Consider the following 16,079-nt stretch of genomic DNA (forward strand, 5'->3'; position numbering starts at 1 on the left):
GCAGTCTACCCTAGTTAAATAGGGTATCCCACATAGAATCGACTTTTTTGATGACATCCTCACTCATTACAATCGGACGTCCCCACTCCCGGCTGGTTTCGCCCGGCCATTTGTTGGTCGCATCGAAACCGACCTTGGACCCCAAGCCCGACACCGGCGAAGCAAAGTCCAGATAATCTATAGGCGTGTTTTCCAAAATCGTCAAATCGCGCGCCGGGTCCATGCGGGTGGTAATCGCCCAAATCACGTCCTGCCAATTGCGTACATCGACATCGTCATCCACCACGATCACAAATTTGGTGTACATAAATTGGCGCAAATACGACCAGGTGCCCAGCATCACACGCTTGGCATGACCGGCGTATTGTTTCTTCATGCTGATCACCGCCATCCGATACGAACAGCCTTCCGGCGGCAGATAGAAATCAACGATTTCCGGAAACTGCTTTTGCAAGATGGGCACGAAGACTTCATTTAAGGCCACACCCAAAATAGCCGGTTCATCGGGCGGACGGCCGGTGTAGGTGCTGTGATAAATCGGCACCTGCCGCTGAGTGATGCGTTCAATAGTAAACACCGGAAATTCATCGACTTCGTTGTAATAACCGGTGTGATCGCCGTACGGCCCTTCCGGCGCGGTTTCGCCGGGATAGATGAAGCCTTCCAGGACAATTTCCGCGCTGGCCGGCACTTGCAAATCGTTGGACAAACATTTGACCACTTCGGTCTTGCTGCCACGCAGCAAACCCGCGAAGGCATACTCGGACAAAGAATCCGGCACCGGTGTAACCGATGCCAATATCGTCGCCGGGTCAGCCCCCAACGCTACCGCCACCGGAAACGGCTTACCCGGATGCGCTTGTTGCCATTCCTTGAAATCCAATGCCCCGCCGCGATGCGCCAGCCAGCGCATGATGACTTTGTTTTTGCCGATGACTTGCTGGCGGTAAATCCCCAGGTTTTGCCGGTCTTTGTTCGGCCCTTTGGTAATCACCAGCGGCCAGGTGATCAAAGGCGCGGCGTCTTCCGGCCAACAGGTTTGAATCGGATAGACGCTTAAATCGACTTCGTCACCGACCCGAATCACTTCCTGACAGGGTGCGGAGCTGACTATTTTCGGCGCCATATTCAACACCTGCTTGAATACCGGGAATTTTTCCAGCGCGTCTTTCATGCCCTTCGGCGGCTCCGGCTCTTTCAGATAGGCCAGTAACTCGCCGATACCGCGCAATTCGGACACATCTTTGGCTCCCATGCCCATCGCTACCCGCTTCGGCGTGCCGAACAGGTTGCCCAGCACGGCAATGTTGGAACCTTTCGGATTTTCGAACAGCAAAGCCGGCCCGCCCTGCTTCAACACCCGGTCGCATATCACTGTCATTTCCAACACCGGATCGACTGCCTGTTTGATGCGCTTCAGTTCGCCCTGCTTTTCCAGTTGCGCGATAAAGTCTCGTAAATCTCTATATTTCATGCATGGTCCTTAAAAGGGGAGGCCGAACTTCGTGCCATGGGGTGCAAAATTAAAGCGGCAATCATACGCTGAGTTAAGCTAGACGAGAAAACCAAAGAGACAAGTAATCAGACTATGATCTCGCTCATTTCCCCGCCGTCGTCTTCACTGGAAAATTTCACGGAAAATTTCAAGCTAGTTGTCGCCTCAAGTTTTTAGAACCCTTTAAATTTGACGCAACAAATAACTACCCCCAAAAGCAGACCGATAGGTCCGCCGTATGCGTAGTCGAATGCCACAGTGCCAGCTTCACCGTCCCCCCGTCAGATTAAAATTGGGGGTTTCACTGTCCGAAGTAGCGTTACGATTCACCGTTAGGCGCTCAATAGGGCTCAACGTGTTGCCATCAAGGCGGATGCCTTGCCCCGTTCGCGACAGCTGACTTTCCAGTTGTCGCATTTGCTGTTGCAAGGTTTCTTGATTACGCAAGATCAACTGAATCTGCTCTTGCAGAAACTCAAAATGAATCTGGAAATAACGCGCGGACGGGAATATTTCGGCGGCTTTTTCAGCCGGTACCACGTAGGGTGCCTTTTTAGTGGTTTTGCGCATACCCGCGCCTCCTTCCATGTTCTTAATAATTATTATGGGGCGGGGAGTTAATTGGCTTCGGCCAGGAAATTCCTACGGGTAGTCAGAGCGTAGGTTGGGGTGACGACAGGAACCCCAACACGACAGTAGCAAAACAACCCGCAAACCGTTGGCAACGCAACAATGAAGTCATCGATAATTTAAAGGCCATCAATGTTGGGGTTCGTGCCTCCCCCCAACCTACGGCCCTTGATAACAAGACCTGACCCCAGCTTGCTCCTAACGCGATTCATAAGCTGGCGATTGTTTGGCTTGATGCAACTTTGCCGCGCGGCGTTTTTGCAGCCAACGAATCACACCCGTTACATACAAAACCGGACATGCCAAACCCGCCAGAAACACCAAAATCCGGCCCGGCCAAGCAAACGCTTGGCCGCTGTGTAAGGGCCATTGCCAATCCAGAAATACATCGCCCGCATTGCCTATACCTGCGTTGTAGCTGTGAATAATCTCGCCACTGTATTGATCAACAACCAGTGTTTGATGACCAACGAAGCGGCTGTTTTCTAGAACATCCCTGTTTTGAATGATATACACGCCGTTCGGATCAATCGGTGCATTGACCATCACTACCTTACCGACAGAGGAGTGATTTTCAACTGCCGCAACCGCTGCCGAAAACCCGATGGCTTTTTCACCGGCATGGCGGCTAGAGTGATAGCTTTCGTCGTCTATACCGTCATAGGCATTCGTTCTGGTAATTGGCGAAAATAGCTTAACCAGCGTATTAACCTGTTCGGGCAAGTTCATATAAATCCCGGAAAACAAAACCGGCAACAACACCAAGCTGCAATAAAAGCCGATGGCTTTATGTAAATCAAAATTGAACCGTACTGGCCCCGCGCGGCGTTTAAAACTTAACGCCTGTTTAAATTTGCCGGTTAACGGCCACCAGACTATCAAGCCAGTCAAAACAGAAATAATCGATAACGCTGCCAAAATACCCACAATCGTGCCGCCGGTTTCACCTAACAGCAAACTCCAATGCAACTGCATGATGAAACTCATAAAAGGTCGCCCCCAATATTTGCCCTTGGGATGCCAAAGCTGTATGCCCTTGACCTGATTGATGTAAGGATCGATATAAATGTAATAGCCATCGCCGTTATTCGCTTGGCGGGCGTCTTGGACAAAGTAAAGCAGCTTATAAGCGACATCTGCCTTGCGGGGGTAATACACCTTAAGAAATTGGCTGCCTAGTGGTTTAGCAGATTCTGCTGTGATGATAATTTCATCCAATGAATGGGCATTCTGCCGGGGTTGTAAGGGCTCAGAAATTACATTCAATTCGGCATTCAAGACCTCTTGTAGCTCCACATAGAAAACCGCGATACTGCCGGTAAAGCCGACGACTACCAATAATGCACCTGCAAACAAACCAAGGTAAAGATGCACAGCCAGCCATAGTTTACGATGCGCCTTAAGCCGAGATAAACGCGCAGCGCTAGCGCTATCTGGATAGATGTCCAAAACATCGGCGTCCGATTTATTCATGGTTTGCAAATGGATTTCGTTAAATTAAATGCAGTGTTAGTGGGTTTGGGGAGGTAAATATTCAATCAAGCGTAGGTCGGGTTAGCTCGATAGAGCGTAACCCGACAAATCGAAGCCAATCTGTCTGGTTACACCTAACCAGGCCTGCGTAGCTAAACAACTAACCCGATATTAGAATTCGACTTTTACAGACCCTAAAAACGTACGCGGCGTACCAGGTATAACCTGATTTTCGTTATTACCGTATCCGTTACTGGACGCCATATAGTCCTTGTCAGTTAAATTTTCTATATTAAATTGCAGAGTCACTTTTGAAGGGCCAACCTGTCTTTTATATTTCAACATCGCATCCACTCTTGCGTAACCGGGCAAGTCAAAAGTGTTGGCGATATTTCCGGCTCTATCGCTTGCCAAAAACACCCCAATACCGCTGCTGAATCCATGCGCACCAAATCCAGAAAAGTCATAAGTTGTCCAAAGACTACCTGAATGTGTAGGTACATTGGCAAAGCGATTACCTTGATTACCCGTGCAGCCTGAAGAGTCTGTATCTTTTGTGATTTTTACATCGGTAAATGCATAGTTACCAATCAAATTCAAATAGTCAGTCAAATTTCCGTGAATATCAAATTCGATGCCTTGGCTGCGTACTTCGCCAATGGCTTGCTTATACCCTTGTAAAGCAAGAGCCCTATCTGGATCTGATACGCTGATATTTTCTTTGGTTAATTCAAAAACTGCTATTCCCGCTGATAGCTTGCCATCGAACCATTCGCCTTTTACACCAGCTTCATATTGCCTCGATTGTTCTGGACTTAAAGCCGTCCCTGACGCGGTAAATCCACTGTTAAAGGCATTCGTACCCTGAACATAACTTGCATATAGACCTAGCCACGGCAATGGGTGATACATCAAGCCAGCACGAGGACTAAAGTTTTCATTTTTGGTTGATTTGCTTGCTACAGTCTCTTTTTCTTGGAATTCAGTATTGTCATAACGACCACCTAAAAGTAAGCTCCACTCCTCGCCAAATTTAATTTGATCCTGAATATACGTGCCAAACCATGAATAATCACGTTCACGTTCATATCGTGGAGAATTGATAAATGAGGGAAGGTTAAAACCGTTGAAGCCATATTGAGGATTAAATAAATTGATTGATGGCGCACTATCGCAACAAAAGGTGGAAATATTCGTATTGTAATTAAAATGATCGCCGCCTATCAATAAGGTGTGCTGCAAACTCCATGTGTCAAAATGACCAATGACATTTATTGTTTCAAAATCAGTTCCCGTCTGGTCGTCTGAGGCATATGTGCCCCGAGACAGCTCACTATTACCAATTAGGGAATCTCCAAAAGTTTGGGCATCCGAAATATCGTTTTTAGCAATATTGAATTTTCCTTTTATCTGCCAATCTTTATTAATTTGGTGGCTTAAGGACATTCCACCTTGAATGTATTCTTGATTGTAGTGATCGGTTGGTTCGGCAATAAATAAATTTCGCGGTAGCTTCCCAGCTAAAAGCCCTTTTTGCTCTAAACCAAATGGTATGCCATGATCTCGTATTGATTCCAATTTTTGATATATAAATTCGAAATCAACTTGTGTAGCATAGCTGATGTTCCATGTTACTGTCGGAGCAATGAAATCTCGCTTATTGAACCCAAAATTTCTGAATGACCCCGAATCTAAATGTTCATAATCAAACCTATAAGATAATGAACCATCCTTAGTAGCGGGGCCAGTTGCATCCAAGAGGGTGCGATAGGTATCAAACGAACCAAACTGCTGTTGTAAAGAATAATACGGAACTGATTGGGGGCGCTTGGTAACTACATTAACAAGGCCGCCGGGTTCTAATTTTCCGTAGAGCATAGCCGCTGGGCCTTTCAACACTTCCACACGATCAATATTAGCTAATGAAACAGGAACTCCGAAAGTGAAAAATCCATCACGCAATATTAGGGGCTGTTGCCGTTTCACATCGGTAACCATATAAATGCACAAGCCAGGGCGATAGCACCTTCAAAATTGCGTTTTAGTTTGTCATATCGGGTGGCAATAGCTCTAAAATGTTTCAGTCGCGCAAATACGTTTTCAACGAGGTGGCGATATTTATAGAGACACCAGTCCATTTCCTCATTCCCGACTATTGAATTTTGTTTTCTTGGGATGATGGGGACTGTGCCTTGGTCTCGAATTTGAATCCGTAACGGCTCGCTGTCATACCCTTTGTCTGCAATCATGTAGCCCGCCTGGGGGAGCTTGGCCACAAATTCCGGCGCTTCTTTGCAGTCATGTACTTCGCCCCCCGTAATCGAAAACTGGATGGGAAGTCCACCGGCATCAACCGCCATATGGATTTTGGTCGTGTTGCCTGCGACCGATTTCCCGATGGCTGTTGGATTTTCATGGGCGCCGCCGCTACTGTGTTGATGGGCTTTAATAATGCTGCCATCAATAAATAGCCATTCCAAATCAGGCTCAATCACTAGCGCTTGAAAGATACCCCTCAGCTTTTCTTGCAGTGACCAGGCATTGAAGCGCTTGTACACGGCATTCCACTTGCCAAAAGCGACGGGCAAGTCTCGCCAAGGGCAGCCAACACGCAAGCGATAAAAAATCCCTTCGACCGTTTGCCGAAGACCGGGTTTGTCGTAAATGCTGAAACTCAACATAATCGTTTTTAGCTTTTCCCAGTGGGTATCTGTAAGCAGTTGGCGTGGCATTCGCTAGTTATCGTTTGATTGAAAACTCAATCAATATGGCTCGCCAATCGATTTTCAAAGGGATTATGACAAAATGGCAACAGCCCCTAATCGATTGTCTTTTCTATGAAAATAATTTTATTGTTCAGCGAAAAATGTCCGGTTAGGCTTGCCTTATCGAACCGACTTGACGAGTATCATTGGTACATATCAAGCTGTGATATATACTTCAGATACCTATTTGATAAGGGGAATTAAGATGCATACCACTGCCAAGTTATTTACCACTGGCCGAAGCCAAGCGATACGGCTTCCGAAAGAATTCCGTTTTCCGGGCGCGGAAGTATTTATTCGTCGTGATCCCGTGACTGGCGAAGTCATTCTGTCGCCTAAACCGGCATCCTGGGCGGAGTTTTTCGAGCTTGCCGACCACACAAAGATTCCTGCTGATTTCATGGCCGATCGCGAAGACCAGCCGAACCAAGAGCGGGATTTGTTTTGATGCGTTATATGCTGGATACCAATATGGCTAGTTATATTATCAAAAGCCATCCCCCGGAGATTCGACACCGGTTGGCGTCACTGCCGATGGACAGTATTTTTATATCGGCAGTCACACAAGGTGAGCTTTTATATGGCTTAGCCCGCAAGGGCCACCCTACCAGCCTGGCAAAGCTGATCCGGGAGTTTCTATTGCGTGTTGAGACATTGCCCTGGGACGAGCAAGCCGCCTGCGTTTATGGCGATTTACGTGCATCTTGCATGTCGGTTGGCATTACGCTTGGGGCGCTAGATATGATGATCGCCGCGCATGCAATAGCCGCCAAAACCATACTTGTCACCCATGACAAAGCCTTCAGCCTGATTCCCGATGGGGTTTTGACTATCGAAGATTGGGTGAATGGGGTTTAAGTAAGTAATAAACGATGGCAATAAAAAACAAGCTGCTGATGGTGCTATCGTAAACCGCATGGACCTGCATTGGCTTTGTTGCAGGCCGTAGAGAAAGAGCTTCAAGCAGTGCTTCGAGCTTTATCGTAAACGGACCTAGCGGACCGAGCATGACCGTCTCTGCGAGTGCAGAAGCAATCAGCGCGGCAGGACTTTAACCCAGAAAGGTAGCGGGTGTGAGAGCTTGACTGGCAGGTTAGCCTCGAGAAAGGCGAGAATTTTGTCGGTATCTTTTAACGGGTATGACCCGATAATCCGTAAATCGGCAATCTCGGGAGCACAAGTAATGTAGCCTGATCGGTAACGGCTTAGTTGCAGCAAAAATTCGCTGAGCGGCAGATCATCGGCAACGATAAAGCCTTCGGTCCAAGCGGGTTTATTCTGTCTGTGTCCTTGGATAGGCTCAAGGTGGTTTGAGGAAAATTGAACTTGTTGACCGGCGCGGAGAGTTTGTTTGGCGGACGCTGCATCGGCTGGTTGGATTTCTACGGCATCTTGAAATACGGTAACCTGCGATAGATTTTGGCGTTGGCTGACGCTGAAGCGGGTGCCGAGTGCTTGAACTCTGCCTTCCAAGGTATCGACGACAAAGGGCCGTTTCCAGCCAACGCTATCAGGTGCTGTTTCGATGTAAATTTCCCCTTTAACCAGTTGCAACCTGCGTAAATTAACCGAGAAATCAACGTTTACCGCGCTACCGCTATCCATAACCACGCTGGAGCCGTCGGCTAGGGTGATGGTTTTAGTTTCGCCGAGCGCTGTATGTTGATCGGCCGACCATTCCTGCCAATAACGACCTCGAGAAATCTGGCAGCCGGACCATCCTGCAACACCCAATAGGGCCATGCTTAACAGCATGCGTCTTCGATTGAGATTGGGGGCATTTAACGCTGCGGTGGCGGCGAAGGCGGCTGGTGGTGGCAGTGATTTAAATTTGTCGGTATAAAACTCAACTCTGGCCCAAGCCATTTGGTGATCCGGGTGCGAAGCCAGCCAGGCTTGCCACTGTGCGGTTTCGTCAGGGCGAACGTTACCGGAGCTAAGAACCATAAACCATTCAGCGGCCTCCGCCACGATGCGGGGATGGATCTTTTGTCGATCTCCGGAAGACATTTACTGTTAGAACTCCACGCTCAGGCATAGCACCATGGCTTGCACCATGTACTTTCTAACCATGCGATCACTGACCCCGAGTTTTTCGGCGATTTCGACGTAGGTAAGTCCATCGATCTGGGACATAAAAAATGCCTTGCGCGCCTTTTCCGGTAAGCGACTAAGCAATTCATCAATTTCTTGTATGGTTTCCAGAATAATGGCGCTTTCTTCCATAGACAACGATGTGGCTTCAGGAATTGCCGAAAGACGTTCCAGATACACTTGTTCAATGGTGGCGCGGCGCCAATGGTTGATCAGTAAATTTTTGGCGATGGTGGCGAGGTAAGGCCTGGGTTCATTCAAATCCGGTGTGCGACCCGATGCCATCACCCGTACAAAAGTGTCTTGCGCGTGATCTTCGGCTTGCAAGCGACATTGCACACGTTTATCCAGCCAACCGAGCAGCCAGGAGTGATGTTCTTGATAAAGCCGGGACAAGGCTTCATTAGTCAGCAATTCCGTCGCCACTAAACACTCCTATTGATGATTGAAAGATGTGCTTTCAAGACGACATACAGACTTTTGATCATAGCTTTGGTTGCCTTGCTAAATCCTCACGATTGCTGATTGTATGCTTACAAATCAGTCAAACTTTTACCAAATAACCAAAGAATTCGGCAAAAAATATACCATTTTCTAGGCTATAGACATCTTCCAAAATGCCTATGTGAAATAAATTCCAGTAAAAACAACTACTCAAGCAAATACATCACTCTTAACGCCACCTAGGGTTGCACACTAAACTTACCGGCGAAAAGTCGCCTCCAAATTTAACTATGTTAAGTGACCTATTGAGTATGAAAAAATCAGTGCATTGCCTTATCGCAACCATCGCGAAAAATTTACTGATCAACTATCAACGCCTCAACACTTGTAGCGGTGGCTGATTGACCACCTGCCTAACCCCCCAGTACCCTGCCAGCCCCACCGTTATCGCGCCTATCGCCGGCAATGCTCCCCACAAATGGTAGCCCGGACGATAGTCGATCTGCATCACACGGGTATACAACGCATACAGAATCGCTTCGCTAGCCAGTGCCGCCATAGCACCAGCTAAAATGCCGAGCAAGCCAAACTCAATCACGTGCGTGGTACGTAAAAAGCCGCGCCGGGCGCCCAAAGTCCGCATCAGCCCACCTTCGTAGATCCGTTGATCCAACGTGGCATAGACGGCAGCAAACAACACGGTGAAACCGGCCGCCAGGGCAAAATACAATAGTAGATTGATGGCCTTGGTCAACTGCGTCAGGATCATCTTGAACTGTTTCAAAATCTGATCAACTTCCAATATCGTGATCGCCGGATACTTTTTCAGCAGGGTATTCAACAGAATTTTTTGGGTATCGGCCAGATAAAAGCTGGTCATGTACATGGTCGGAAAGTTATCCAGCGTGCCGGGCGAGAAAATCATGTAAAAATTGGGCCGCATCGTATCCCACTGCACGCTGCGGAGTTGAGCTACCTTTGCGCTGAATTGCGCGCTCCCCACCGTAAAGGTCAATTCATCGCCCACCTTGATTTTCAAGCTTTCCGCCAGTTTTTGCTCCACCGATACCAGACCCGGCCGATCGGCTTGCCAAGCACCGCCATCGGTGGCTTTGTTATCGTCCGGCAATTGCACCGCCCAGGTCAGGCTCAATTCGCGTTGAGTGGCGCCTTCGCCCTGGGTGTCTTTGCTGACCCGGCCTTGCACCGCTTCGTTATTAATCGTCACCAGGCGTCCGCGTACCACCGGATAAAACCGGCTGCTGGGGATTTGCGCCTGCTGCAATTCGCTTTGAAATGCCTGCTGGCGTTCCGGCAGAATATTCAAGGCAAAATGATTCGGCGCCTGTTCCGGCAATTGCTGTTGCCAGTTGTCGATCAAATCGCTGCGCACCGTAAAACTCAGGGCCATGGCGGTGAGCGTGATGCTGAAAGCCAATATCTGGCTGACACTTGCCTGGCTGTTCCGCAGCAATCCCTGCAAGCCAAAACGCCAATTCAAGCCCATCCTCGGCAACAGCTTGCGCGCCAGCAATAACAAACCGTATACCGCGCCACCTACACCCAATAGTGTTAGCGCACCCAACCCCAATATGGTAGATGTCATTTTCGGGTCTTGTGTGTAGCGCCAAATCAAGCCGCCGATAATCGCCAGCGCCAAACCGTAAATCAACCAACCGCTGCTGGGTAAGGGTTCCAACTCACGACGCAATACCCGCAACGGTGAGACTTTTTGCAAACGCAGCAACGGCGGCAAAGCAAAACCCAGCAAGATTGCCAAGCCCGAAGTCAAGCCAAAAAATACCGCCAACCAGCTGGGACTGGCCAATTCTTCCGGCAACAAGGATTTTAACAGCTCGAATAAACCAAACTGCGCCAACCAGCCCAGGCCGCAGCCGACGCTGCTGGCTAATAGGCCCAGCACCAAGAATTGCAAACCGTACAGCCAGACAATTTCCGCTTGTTTACATCCCAGGCAACGCAACAAGGCAGTGGCGTTGAAATGCCGCTCGGTGTAACGGCGGGTAGCCATCGCAATCGCCACGCCGGCAATCAAGATCACCACGATACTGGACAAGCCCAGGTAACGCTCGGCGCGCTGCAATGCCGATCCCAGCTCCGGGCGATCCTCATGTATATCCAGGATTTTTTGCGAACTGTTCAGTTGCGGTTTCAACCAGGTTTTAAAGGCAAGCAAAGCCTGTTCGTCGCCGCTGAACTGGAAGGCGTAACGCACATGACTGCCGGGTTGAATGACGCCGGTGGCAGCCAAATCGATTTGATTAATCATCACCCGCGGCGAAAAGCTGTAAAAGTCACCGCGCTTGTCCGGCTCGTAGCTCAACACCCGGCCGATGGTCAGAGGTTTTTCGCCTACGGTCAACGTATCGCCGATTTTTAGATGTAGAGCCGGCAGGATGCGCTTGTCTACCCAAGCCGAGCCGGGTTCCGGACCCTGGCTGGCGACGATTTCATCCTGTGACTCGGCATCGCTGGTTTTCAATTTGCCGCGCAGCGGGTAGCCGCTGCTCACCGATTTTACCGAAGCCAACAGCATTTCCTGGTTTTCCAACAAAACGCTGGCAAACTCGCTGGTTTGCGAATGGGATAAGCCCAATTCGCCAGCCTTGGCCAACCAGGTTTCGGCTATGAGCGCCGGCGCAGCCACCACCAGATCGCCGGCTAAAAACTCGGCGGCTTGCACCGTCATGGTCCGATGCAAACGGTCGGCGAATAGCGATATGGCGGTGGAACTGCTGACCGCAATCAGCAAAGCTAGGAGCAATAAGGTCAGCTCTCCGGAACGACTATCGCGCCACAACAGTTTCATGGCCAGATTGACACGTTTCATACCACGCTCCCAGCATCCAGGCGAATGGTGCGTTGACAACGTCCGGCCAAAGTCATGTCGTGAGTCACCAAAATCAAAGTGGTATGTTGTTCTTGATTGAGCTCGAACAGCAAATCGATGATGTGCGCACCGGTTTTGCTGTCCAGATTACCGGTCGGTTCGTCAGCAAACAGGATGGTAGGCCGGGTGACAAAGGCCCGCGCTAAAGCCACCCTCTGCTGCTCGCCGCCCGACAATTGCTTGGGGGTATGCGTCAAGCGCTGCGACAAGCCCACTCTATCCAGCAAGGCCCGGGCAGCGGTCGCCGCTTGAGCATGTCCGCTGAGTTCCAGCGGCAGCATCACGTTTTCCAGAGCCGTCAACCCCGGCAGCAGTTGAAAGGACTGAAACACGAAACCGACTAATTCGTTGCGCAAAAGGGCGCGGCCGTCTTCGTCGAGCTTGGTCAGATCGCGACCATTGACGACCACTCGACCGATACTGGGCGTATCCAATCCAGCCAGCAAACTGAGCAGGGTGGATTTACCGGAACCGGACTCGCCGACAATGGCCAGACTCTCGCCCGAATTGATGATTAAATTCACTGAGGACAAGATGTGTAAAATGCCCTCGGAAGTTGGCACCGATTTGCCGAGCTGTTCGGTAACGATAATCGGGGAACTGGTCTTATCAATATGAGTATTCAACATGTATAGCGTGGTCCTTGCCGTAATTCTGGGTTTACTACCAATCAGCGCCATGGCGAAATCGATAGTGGTATTGGGTGACAGTATTAGTGCCGGTTACGGCATCGAAGTTCAGCTTGGCTGGGTGGCTTTGTTGCAAAACAAGCTGACCGACCTGCATAGCGACTATGTTATCAGTAACGAAAGCATCAGCGGCGATACTTCCGCTGGCGGCCTGGCGCGACTGGAGCAAATTTTATCGCGGCATAAACCGGATATTGTGTTGGTGGAATTGGGCGCCAACGATGGCTTACGCGGTTTATCGCCGGCGGAAATGAAAAATAATCTGACCGAAATCACCCGGCGTTCGCAAAACGTCGGCGCCAAAGTGATGCTGCTGGGGATGAAGATTCCGCCCAATTACGGCAAGCGTTATGTCGAGATGTTTTACGAGGTTTTTCCGCAGCTATCCGCGGAATTGAAGATCCCTTACGTGCCGTTTATCCTCGAAGAGGTAGCATTAAACCCGGAGATGATGCAGGCCGACAGCCTGCACCCGAATGAGCTGGCACAACCGGTGATTGCCGAAAAGATTTGGGGATATTTACAAGCGTTGCTGAAATAATAGCCAACAGTCTGCGTTTTAGATAACCAAATTATCAACTTTAGCTATTTACATTGTCCGCGCTTTTCCATTGACCGGACAAATACAATTGCAGATTTTTCTTGAAAGGTTCTACTTTCTCATATTCCCAATAACCATGCAGTTGGCCGAGATTATTGCAAAAGCTACGGATCATGACGATAAGTGGAACATACCAATACAGACCAGGCGCAACTAAACCATCGCCTTGCAGCCTTTTAATAACCGGAGCGATCAAACTTGTGTACATGAAAGTCAGCAAACTCACTGTCGCCAGCCAAAACCAAGGAACGATAAATCCCAATAGAAAAGTCAACATCCAGAGCGCGTGGTTACGCAAATGATAGAAAACGGCTTTTAAATCCGCGTTACCTATCCGCCCGGTTCCTCGTCCATACAAATAGTATTGCTTGGCAAGTTTTTTAAAATTAGGCCTAGGACGCCAGGACACCACAGCATTTTGCGCCAATCCGACCCTACATCCAAGTGCTTTAGCTCTCTGCGCGAACAGCGTATCTTCTGCGGTGTAAAGCCATTCCGGGTAACCGCCTGTCGCTGTCCAAACACTTTTTCGAAATGCCGAATTTCTACCATGAAACACCCGATGTTCTTCATCGGCCGAATTTCCAGAGGTCGATAACGCCCCAGCGAAATATTCGAAAGGATTAATATGTTCGACCTTACGCACACCGGATACCGCACCAAAATCAGGATTTTCCAGTAGCGGTTTTACCAACTCCTCAAGCCAAACGGGATCAGGATGGCAACCTCCGTCGGTCACTGCGATAATGTCAGCACTGGAACGCGCAATTGCCAGATTGCGTCCTCGAGCAATATTGACACCTTTCTCGACAAAAAACTTTATGTTGGAATTCTGATCAGCATATTGTTGCAGAAGCTCCAGAGTCCCGTCAGACGAACCCCCATCAACTATTACGATTTCATCGGGCCGACGGGTCTGAGTTAAAAAAGAATCCAGCAGACTTTTAATACTGCCGCGTTCGTTTAGGACCGTGGAGATGATGCTTACAGTGGTGTTTCGCATGTTATTAAGATCGCCAAATATGAACGTTACAGTTTTAGAAACAACGGGGCAACATCATAGCGGATGATCAAAATAATCGCCATCGATCCCGCTTCGGTACCAATTTTGCAAAATGTTGTCGGCTAGCGGCGGCTCGCGATAGATCCGATAGCGGTTGCCGCGAGACGGCACCGCTTCATAGCCAAGACTGCGGAACAAACTGGTCAATGACGGCGAGGCGACTTCCAGACTGCCCCAACTAATCCCGTTCTCCCGCCAATAAGCAAATAGGTAATACAGCAGTGTTTTCAAGGCCGGCTCATCGTCCAAGGGATAAAACACGTCACGCAATACCGCCATGCTGATAGCGTCCCCAAAGCTTTGCTGATGCCAGATGGCATAAGCGCGCAATTTGCCGGCAGCATCACGCAACGCGAAAAGTCTTAACGGACAGGTCGGAAAATCGAATAAACGCCAATTCAAGTAGCGGCTGCTACGTTCCAGACAAGAGGTGTAGCCGGCTTTGGCTCGCTCCCACAACGCATCAAACTCAGTGTCGCAATGCCAAACCTCCGCGAAGGTAAAACCGCCGCTACGCAATTTGACATTCCGTAAGCGCAAGTTGATGTCAAATAGGCTGCCCAACAAATAACCCAACGGTTTGCCGGCGCGTTTCTCCCAGGAGCCGCGATAACCGACGCGCAAACGATAAAAATCGTTATCGCTGCCGCCGATTTCGGAAAATCCTAATTTTTTATAGGCCTTTTGGGTAATGTTACCGGCAGTGACACTGCCGGTAATCTCGGCAAATTGCCGGCTATGATCGATCAATGCGGTCGCAAGGCCCTTGCCTCTAAAGCTGGAATCGACGCTAGTATTCGCGCAAAAAGCGATAACAGTGGACTGACCATTCAACCACCACGGCTGGGCAAACATTGCCCGAAAGCCAATGGGCCGGCCATCCAAACTAACTCCAACGCCAATTCCCGGCAATCCGGTTTGCCAAGGATTATTGACGATACGCTGTTCGAACCAAAGCGAAACGTATTCCGGATGCTCCTGAAACTCATCGAAATTTTCGACAACGATCCTGATGCAATCGGGAATATCGGCCAGTTGGATAAAGCCGAACTTAAAACGCTCCGTAAAGTCGGACATAAACTTCTCTCGACAAGAATGCTGAAATTATTGGCTAGGCCGAAAACCTATAGCCAAGGCTCACCAGAAATCAGCAGCTATTATCGGCGCAAACATGCTCTAACTCCAAACTACGACGCAGCACTAAATTTAGAGCGCTTGAACCACAGATGAGAACGGTAGCCCGACACGCCTTGGGTCCAGGGCAACTATCCGCAAACCTTAGGAAATGCGATAGCCGCCCAAACCCACGCGATGTCGGGAACGGAACTTAAGAGTTTACAGATTCAAAATTGGCTTTGGTATCCAGCAAATTGCTGCGTTTTTTCAAGCCCAGAACACCCAACATGCCGCTGAGAAAAAACCAGGCCGCCGTAGGTAAGGCGGCTTTCAATTCAGCTGTTTTGCTTTCGTCTATCACTGGCTGGAAAACCGTGCCAAGCAGGCCAAGTAAACCCATTTGCGAAACCATGTCGCCAAGCCCTGCTATGTCGGACAATGCCTGCTGAAATGTTACGACCGCACGGGTCTTGACCCGTGTAAACAGTGTGAGCGCATAGTCCTGCAAGGGCTTATCCGCTAGTGGATTCAATGGTTGCTCCTGATAAGCGCTTGGCAAATCCGGCAAAATCGTTTGGAAGGATTCGAGCGGGTTTAACGTATTTTCGGTCGTAGCTGCTTGCGCAAGCTGTATCCCCCAAAACGATAGACCAATAAAAAATAACGCGGAAAGTAACGGCTTGTTTGTGTCCATATTAAAACCCCAGAATTAATCAATTAGTTAAGAGGTGAAACCCTATTCGCACAAACCGGACCGATTACGGCTGGCAACGGCTTATGGTATAGGCATCCATACAC

Annotated in this window: 15 protein-coding genes; 3 read left to right on the top strand and 12 right to left on the bottom strand. The window is 49.3% G+C overall.

The window, feature by feature from the left end:
- Positions 1-10: 10 nt before the first annotated feature.
- The 5 genes from ubiD to ACWAU0_RS04860 form a co-directional block, all read right to left on the bottom strand.
- Positions 11-1,474: a 4-hydroxy-3-polyprenylbenzoate decarboxylase gene (ubiD, locus tag ACWAU0_RS04840; protein ID WP_458138457.1), complete on the bottom strand. Its 1,464-nt coding sequence runs from the start codon at positions 1,472-1,474 to the stop codon at positions 11-13.
- A gap of 288 nt (positions 1,475-1,762) precedes the next feature.
- On the bottom strand, positions 1,763-2,065 hold the full coding sequence (locus tag ACWAU0_RS04845) for a hypothetical protein (protein WP_458138458.1): 303 nt from the start codon (positions 2,063-2,065) through the stop codon (positions 1,763-1,765).
- Positions 2,066-2,323: 258 nt separating this feature from the next.
- Positions 2,324-3,598, bottom strand: a complete 1,275-nt coding sequence (locus tag ACWAU0_RS04850) for a PepSY-associated TM helix domain-containing protein (RefSeq protein WP_458138459.1) — start codon at positions 3,596-3,598, stop codon at positions 2,324-2,326.
- 171 nt (positions 3,599-3,769) lie between these two features.
- Complete coding sequence (locus tag ACWAU0_RS04855) at positions 3,770-5,584, bottom strand: TonB-dependent siderophore receptor (RefSeq protein ID WP_458138460.1); 1,815 nt, start codon at positions 5,582-5,584, stop codon at positions 3,770-3,772.
- Positions 5,581-6,330, bottom strand: a complete 750-nt coding sequence (locus ACWAU0_RS04860) for an IS5 family transposase (RefSeq protein WP_129871393.1) — start codon at positions 6,328-6,330, stop codon at positions 5,581-5,583. The genes ACWAU0_RS04855 and ACWAU0_RS04860 overlap by 4 nt, the downstream gene beginning before the upstream one ends.
- Before the next feature lie 238 nt (positions 6,331-6,568).
- Between ACWAU0_RS04860 and ACWAU0_RS04865 the strand changes: the two genes are divergently transcribed.
- Both ACWAU0_RS04865 and ACWAU0_RS04870 read left to right on the top strand, forming a co-directional pair.
- On the top strand, positions 6,569-6,811 hold the full coding sequence (locus tag ACWAU0_RS04865) for an antitoxin (RefSeq protein ID WP_458138461.1): 243 nt from the start codon (positions 6,569-6,571) through the stop codon (positions 6,809-6,811).
- A gap of 8 nt (positions 6,812-6,819) precedes the next feature.
- Positions 6,820-7,221, top strand: coding sequence for a type II toxin-antitoxin system VapC family toxin (locus ACWAU0_RS04870; RefSeq protein ID WP_458139198.1), 402 nt, complete (start codon positions 6,820-6,822; stop codon positions 7,219-7,221).
- Between the two features lie 177 nt (positions 7,222-7,398).
- Here the strand turns inward: ACWAU0_RS04870 and ACWAU0_RS04875 are convergent, their stop codons facing one another.
- From ACWAU0_RS04875 to ACWAU0_RS04890, 4 genes are all read right to left on the bottom strand, one after another.
- On the bottom strand, positions 7,399-8,373 hold the full coding sequence (locus ACWAU0_RS04875; RefSeq protein WP_458138462.1) for a FecR domain-containing protein: 975 nt from the start codon (positions 8,371-8,373) through the stop codon (positions 7,399-7,401).
- Positions 8,374-8,379: 6 nt separating this feature from the next.
- Entirely contained in the window at positions 8,380-8,883 is a 504-nt protein-coding gene (locus tag ACWAU0_RS04880) for a sigma-70 family RNA polymerase sigma factor (RefSeq protein ID WP_458138463.1), read from the bottom strand.
- A 388-nt stretch (positions 8,884-9,271) separates the two neighbouring features.
- Positions 9,272-11,752, bottom strand: coding sequence for an ABC transporter permease (locus tag ACWAU0_RS04885; RefSeq protein WP_458138464.1), 2,481 nt, complete (start codon positions 11,750-11,752; stop codon positions 9,272-9,274).
- On the bottom strand, positions 11,749-12,441 hold the full coding sequence (locus tag ACWAU0_RS04890) for an ABC transporter ATP-binding protein (RefSeq protein ID WP_458138465.1): 693 nt from the start codon (positions 12,439-12,441) through the stop codon (positions 11,749-11,751). Before ACWAU0_RS04890 ends, ACWAU0_RS04885 begins: the two co-directional genes overlap by 4 nt.
- Between ACWAU0_RS04890 and ACWAU0_RS04895 the strand changes: the two genes are divergently transcribed.
- On the top strand, positions 12,440-13,042 hold the full coding sequence (locus ACWAU0_RS04895; RefSeq protein WP_458138466.1) for an arylesterase: 603 nt from the start codon (positions 12,440-12,442) through the stop codon (positions 13,040-13,042). The genes ACWAU0_RS04890 and ACWAU0_RS04895 overlap by 2 nt on opposite strands.
- A gap of 40 nt (positions 13,043-13,082) precedes the next feature.
- Here ACWAU0_RS04895 and ACWAU0_RS04900 read toward each other — a convergent pair whose 3' ends face one another.
- From ACWAU0_RS04900 to ACWAU0_RS04910, 3 genes are all read right to left on the bottom strand, one after another.
- Positions 13,083-14,105 (bottom strand): glycosyltransferase, encoded by a 1,023-nt coding sequence (locus ACWAU0_RS04900; protein WP_458138467.1) that lies wholly within the window; start codon positions 14,103-14,105, stop codon positions 13,083-13,085.
- Positions 14,106-14,159: 54 nt separating this feature from the next.
- Positions 14,160-15,242: a GNAT family N-acetyltransferase gene (locus tag ACWAU0_RS04905; RefSeq protein ID WP_458138468.1), complete on the bottom strand. Its 1,083-nt coding sequence runs from the start codon at positions 15,240-15,242 to the stop codon at positions 14,160-14,162.
- A gap of 250 nt (positions 15,243-15,492) precedes the next feature.
- Complete coding sequence (locus ACWAU0_RS04910) at positions 15,493-15,975, bottom strand: hypothetical protein (protein WP_458138469.1); 483 nt, start codon at positions 15,973-15,975, stop codon at positions 15,493-15,495.
- Positions 15,976-16,079 lie beyond the last annotated feature (104 nt).

The organism is Methylomonas sp. Uni0009, from assembly GCF_054188105.3.

Excerpts from the sequence above, each read along its gene's own strand:
- ubiD (WP_458138457.1), bottom strand. The coding sequence starts at position 1,474 with ATGAAATATAGAGATTTACGAGACTTTATCGCGCAACTGGAAAAGCAG.
- ACWAU0_RS04845 (WP_458138458.1), bottom strand. The coding sequence starts at position 2,065 with ATGCGCAAAACCACTAAAAAGGCACCCTACGTGGTACCGGCTGAAAAA.
- ACWAU0_RS04850 (WP_458138459.1), bottom strand. The coding sequence starts at position 3,598 with ATGAATAAATCGGACGCCGATGTTTTGGACATCTATCCAGATAGCGCT.
- ACWAU0_RS04860 (WP_129871393.1), bottom strand. The coding sequence starts at position 6,330 with ATGCCACGCCAACTGCTTACAGATACCCACTGGGAAAAGCTAAAAACG.
- ACWAU0_RS04865 (WP_458138461.1), top strand. The coding sequence starts at position 6,569 with ATGCATACCACTGCCAAGTTATTTACCACTGGCCGAAGCCAAGCGATA.
- ACWAU0_RS04870 (WP_458139198.1), top strand. The coding sequence starts at position 6,820 with ATGCTGGATACCAATATGGCTAGTTATATTATCAAAAGCCATCCCCCG.
- ACWAU0_RS04875 (WP_458138462.1), bottom strand. The coding sequence starts at position 8,373 with ATGTCTTCCGGAGATCGACAAAAGATCCATCCCCGCATCGTGGCGGAG.
- ACWAU0_RS04885 (WP_458138464.1), bottom strand. The coding sequence starts at position 11,752 with ATGAAACGTGTCAATCTGGCCATGAAACTGTTGTGGCGCGATAGTCGT.
- ACWAU0_RS04895 (WP_458138466.1), top strand. The coding sequence starts at position 12,440 with ATGTATAGCGTGGTCCTTGCCGTAATTCTGGGTTTACTACCAATCAGC.
- ACWAU0_RS04890 (WP_458138465.1), bottom strand. The coding sequence starts at position 12,441 with ATGTTGAATACTCATATTGATAAGACCAGTTCCCCGATTATCGTTACC.
- ACWAU0_RS04900 (WP_458138467.1), bottom strand. The coding sequence starts at position 14,105 with ATGCGAAACACCACTGTAAGCATCATCTCCACGGTCCTAAACGAACGC.
- ACWAU0_RS04905 (WP_458138468.1), bottom strand. The coding sequence starts at position 15,242 with ATGTCCGACTTTACGGAGCGTTTTAAGTTCGGCTTTATCCAACTGGCC.
- ACWAU0_RS04910 (WP_458138469.1), bottom strand. The coding sequence starts at position 15,975 with ATGGACACAAACAAGCCGTTACTTTCCGCGTTATTTTTTATTGGTCTA.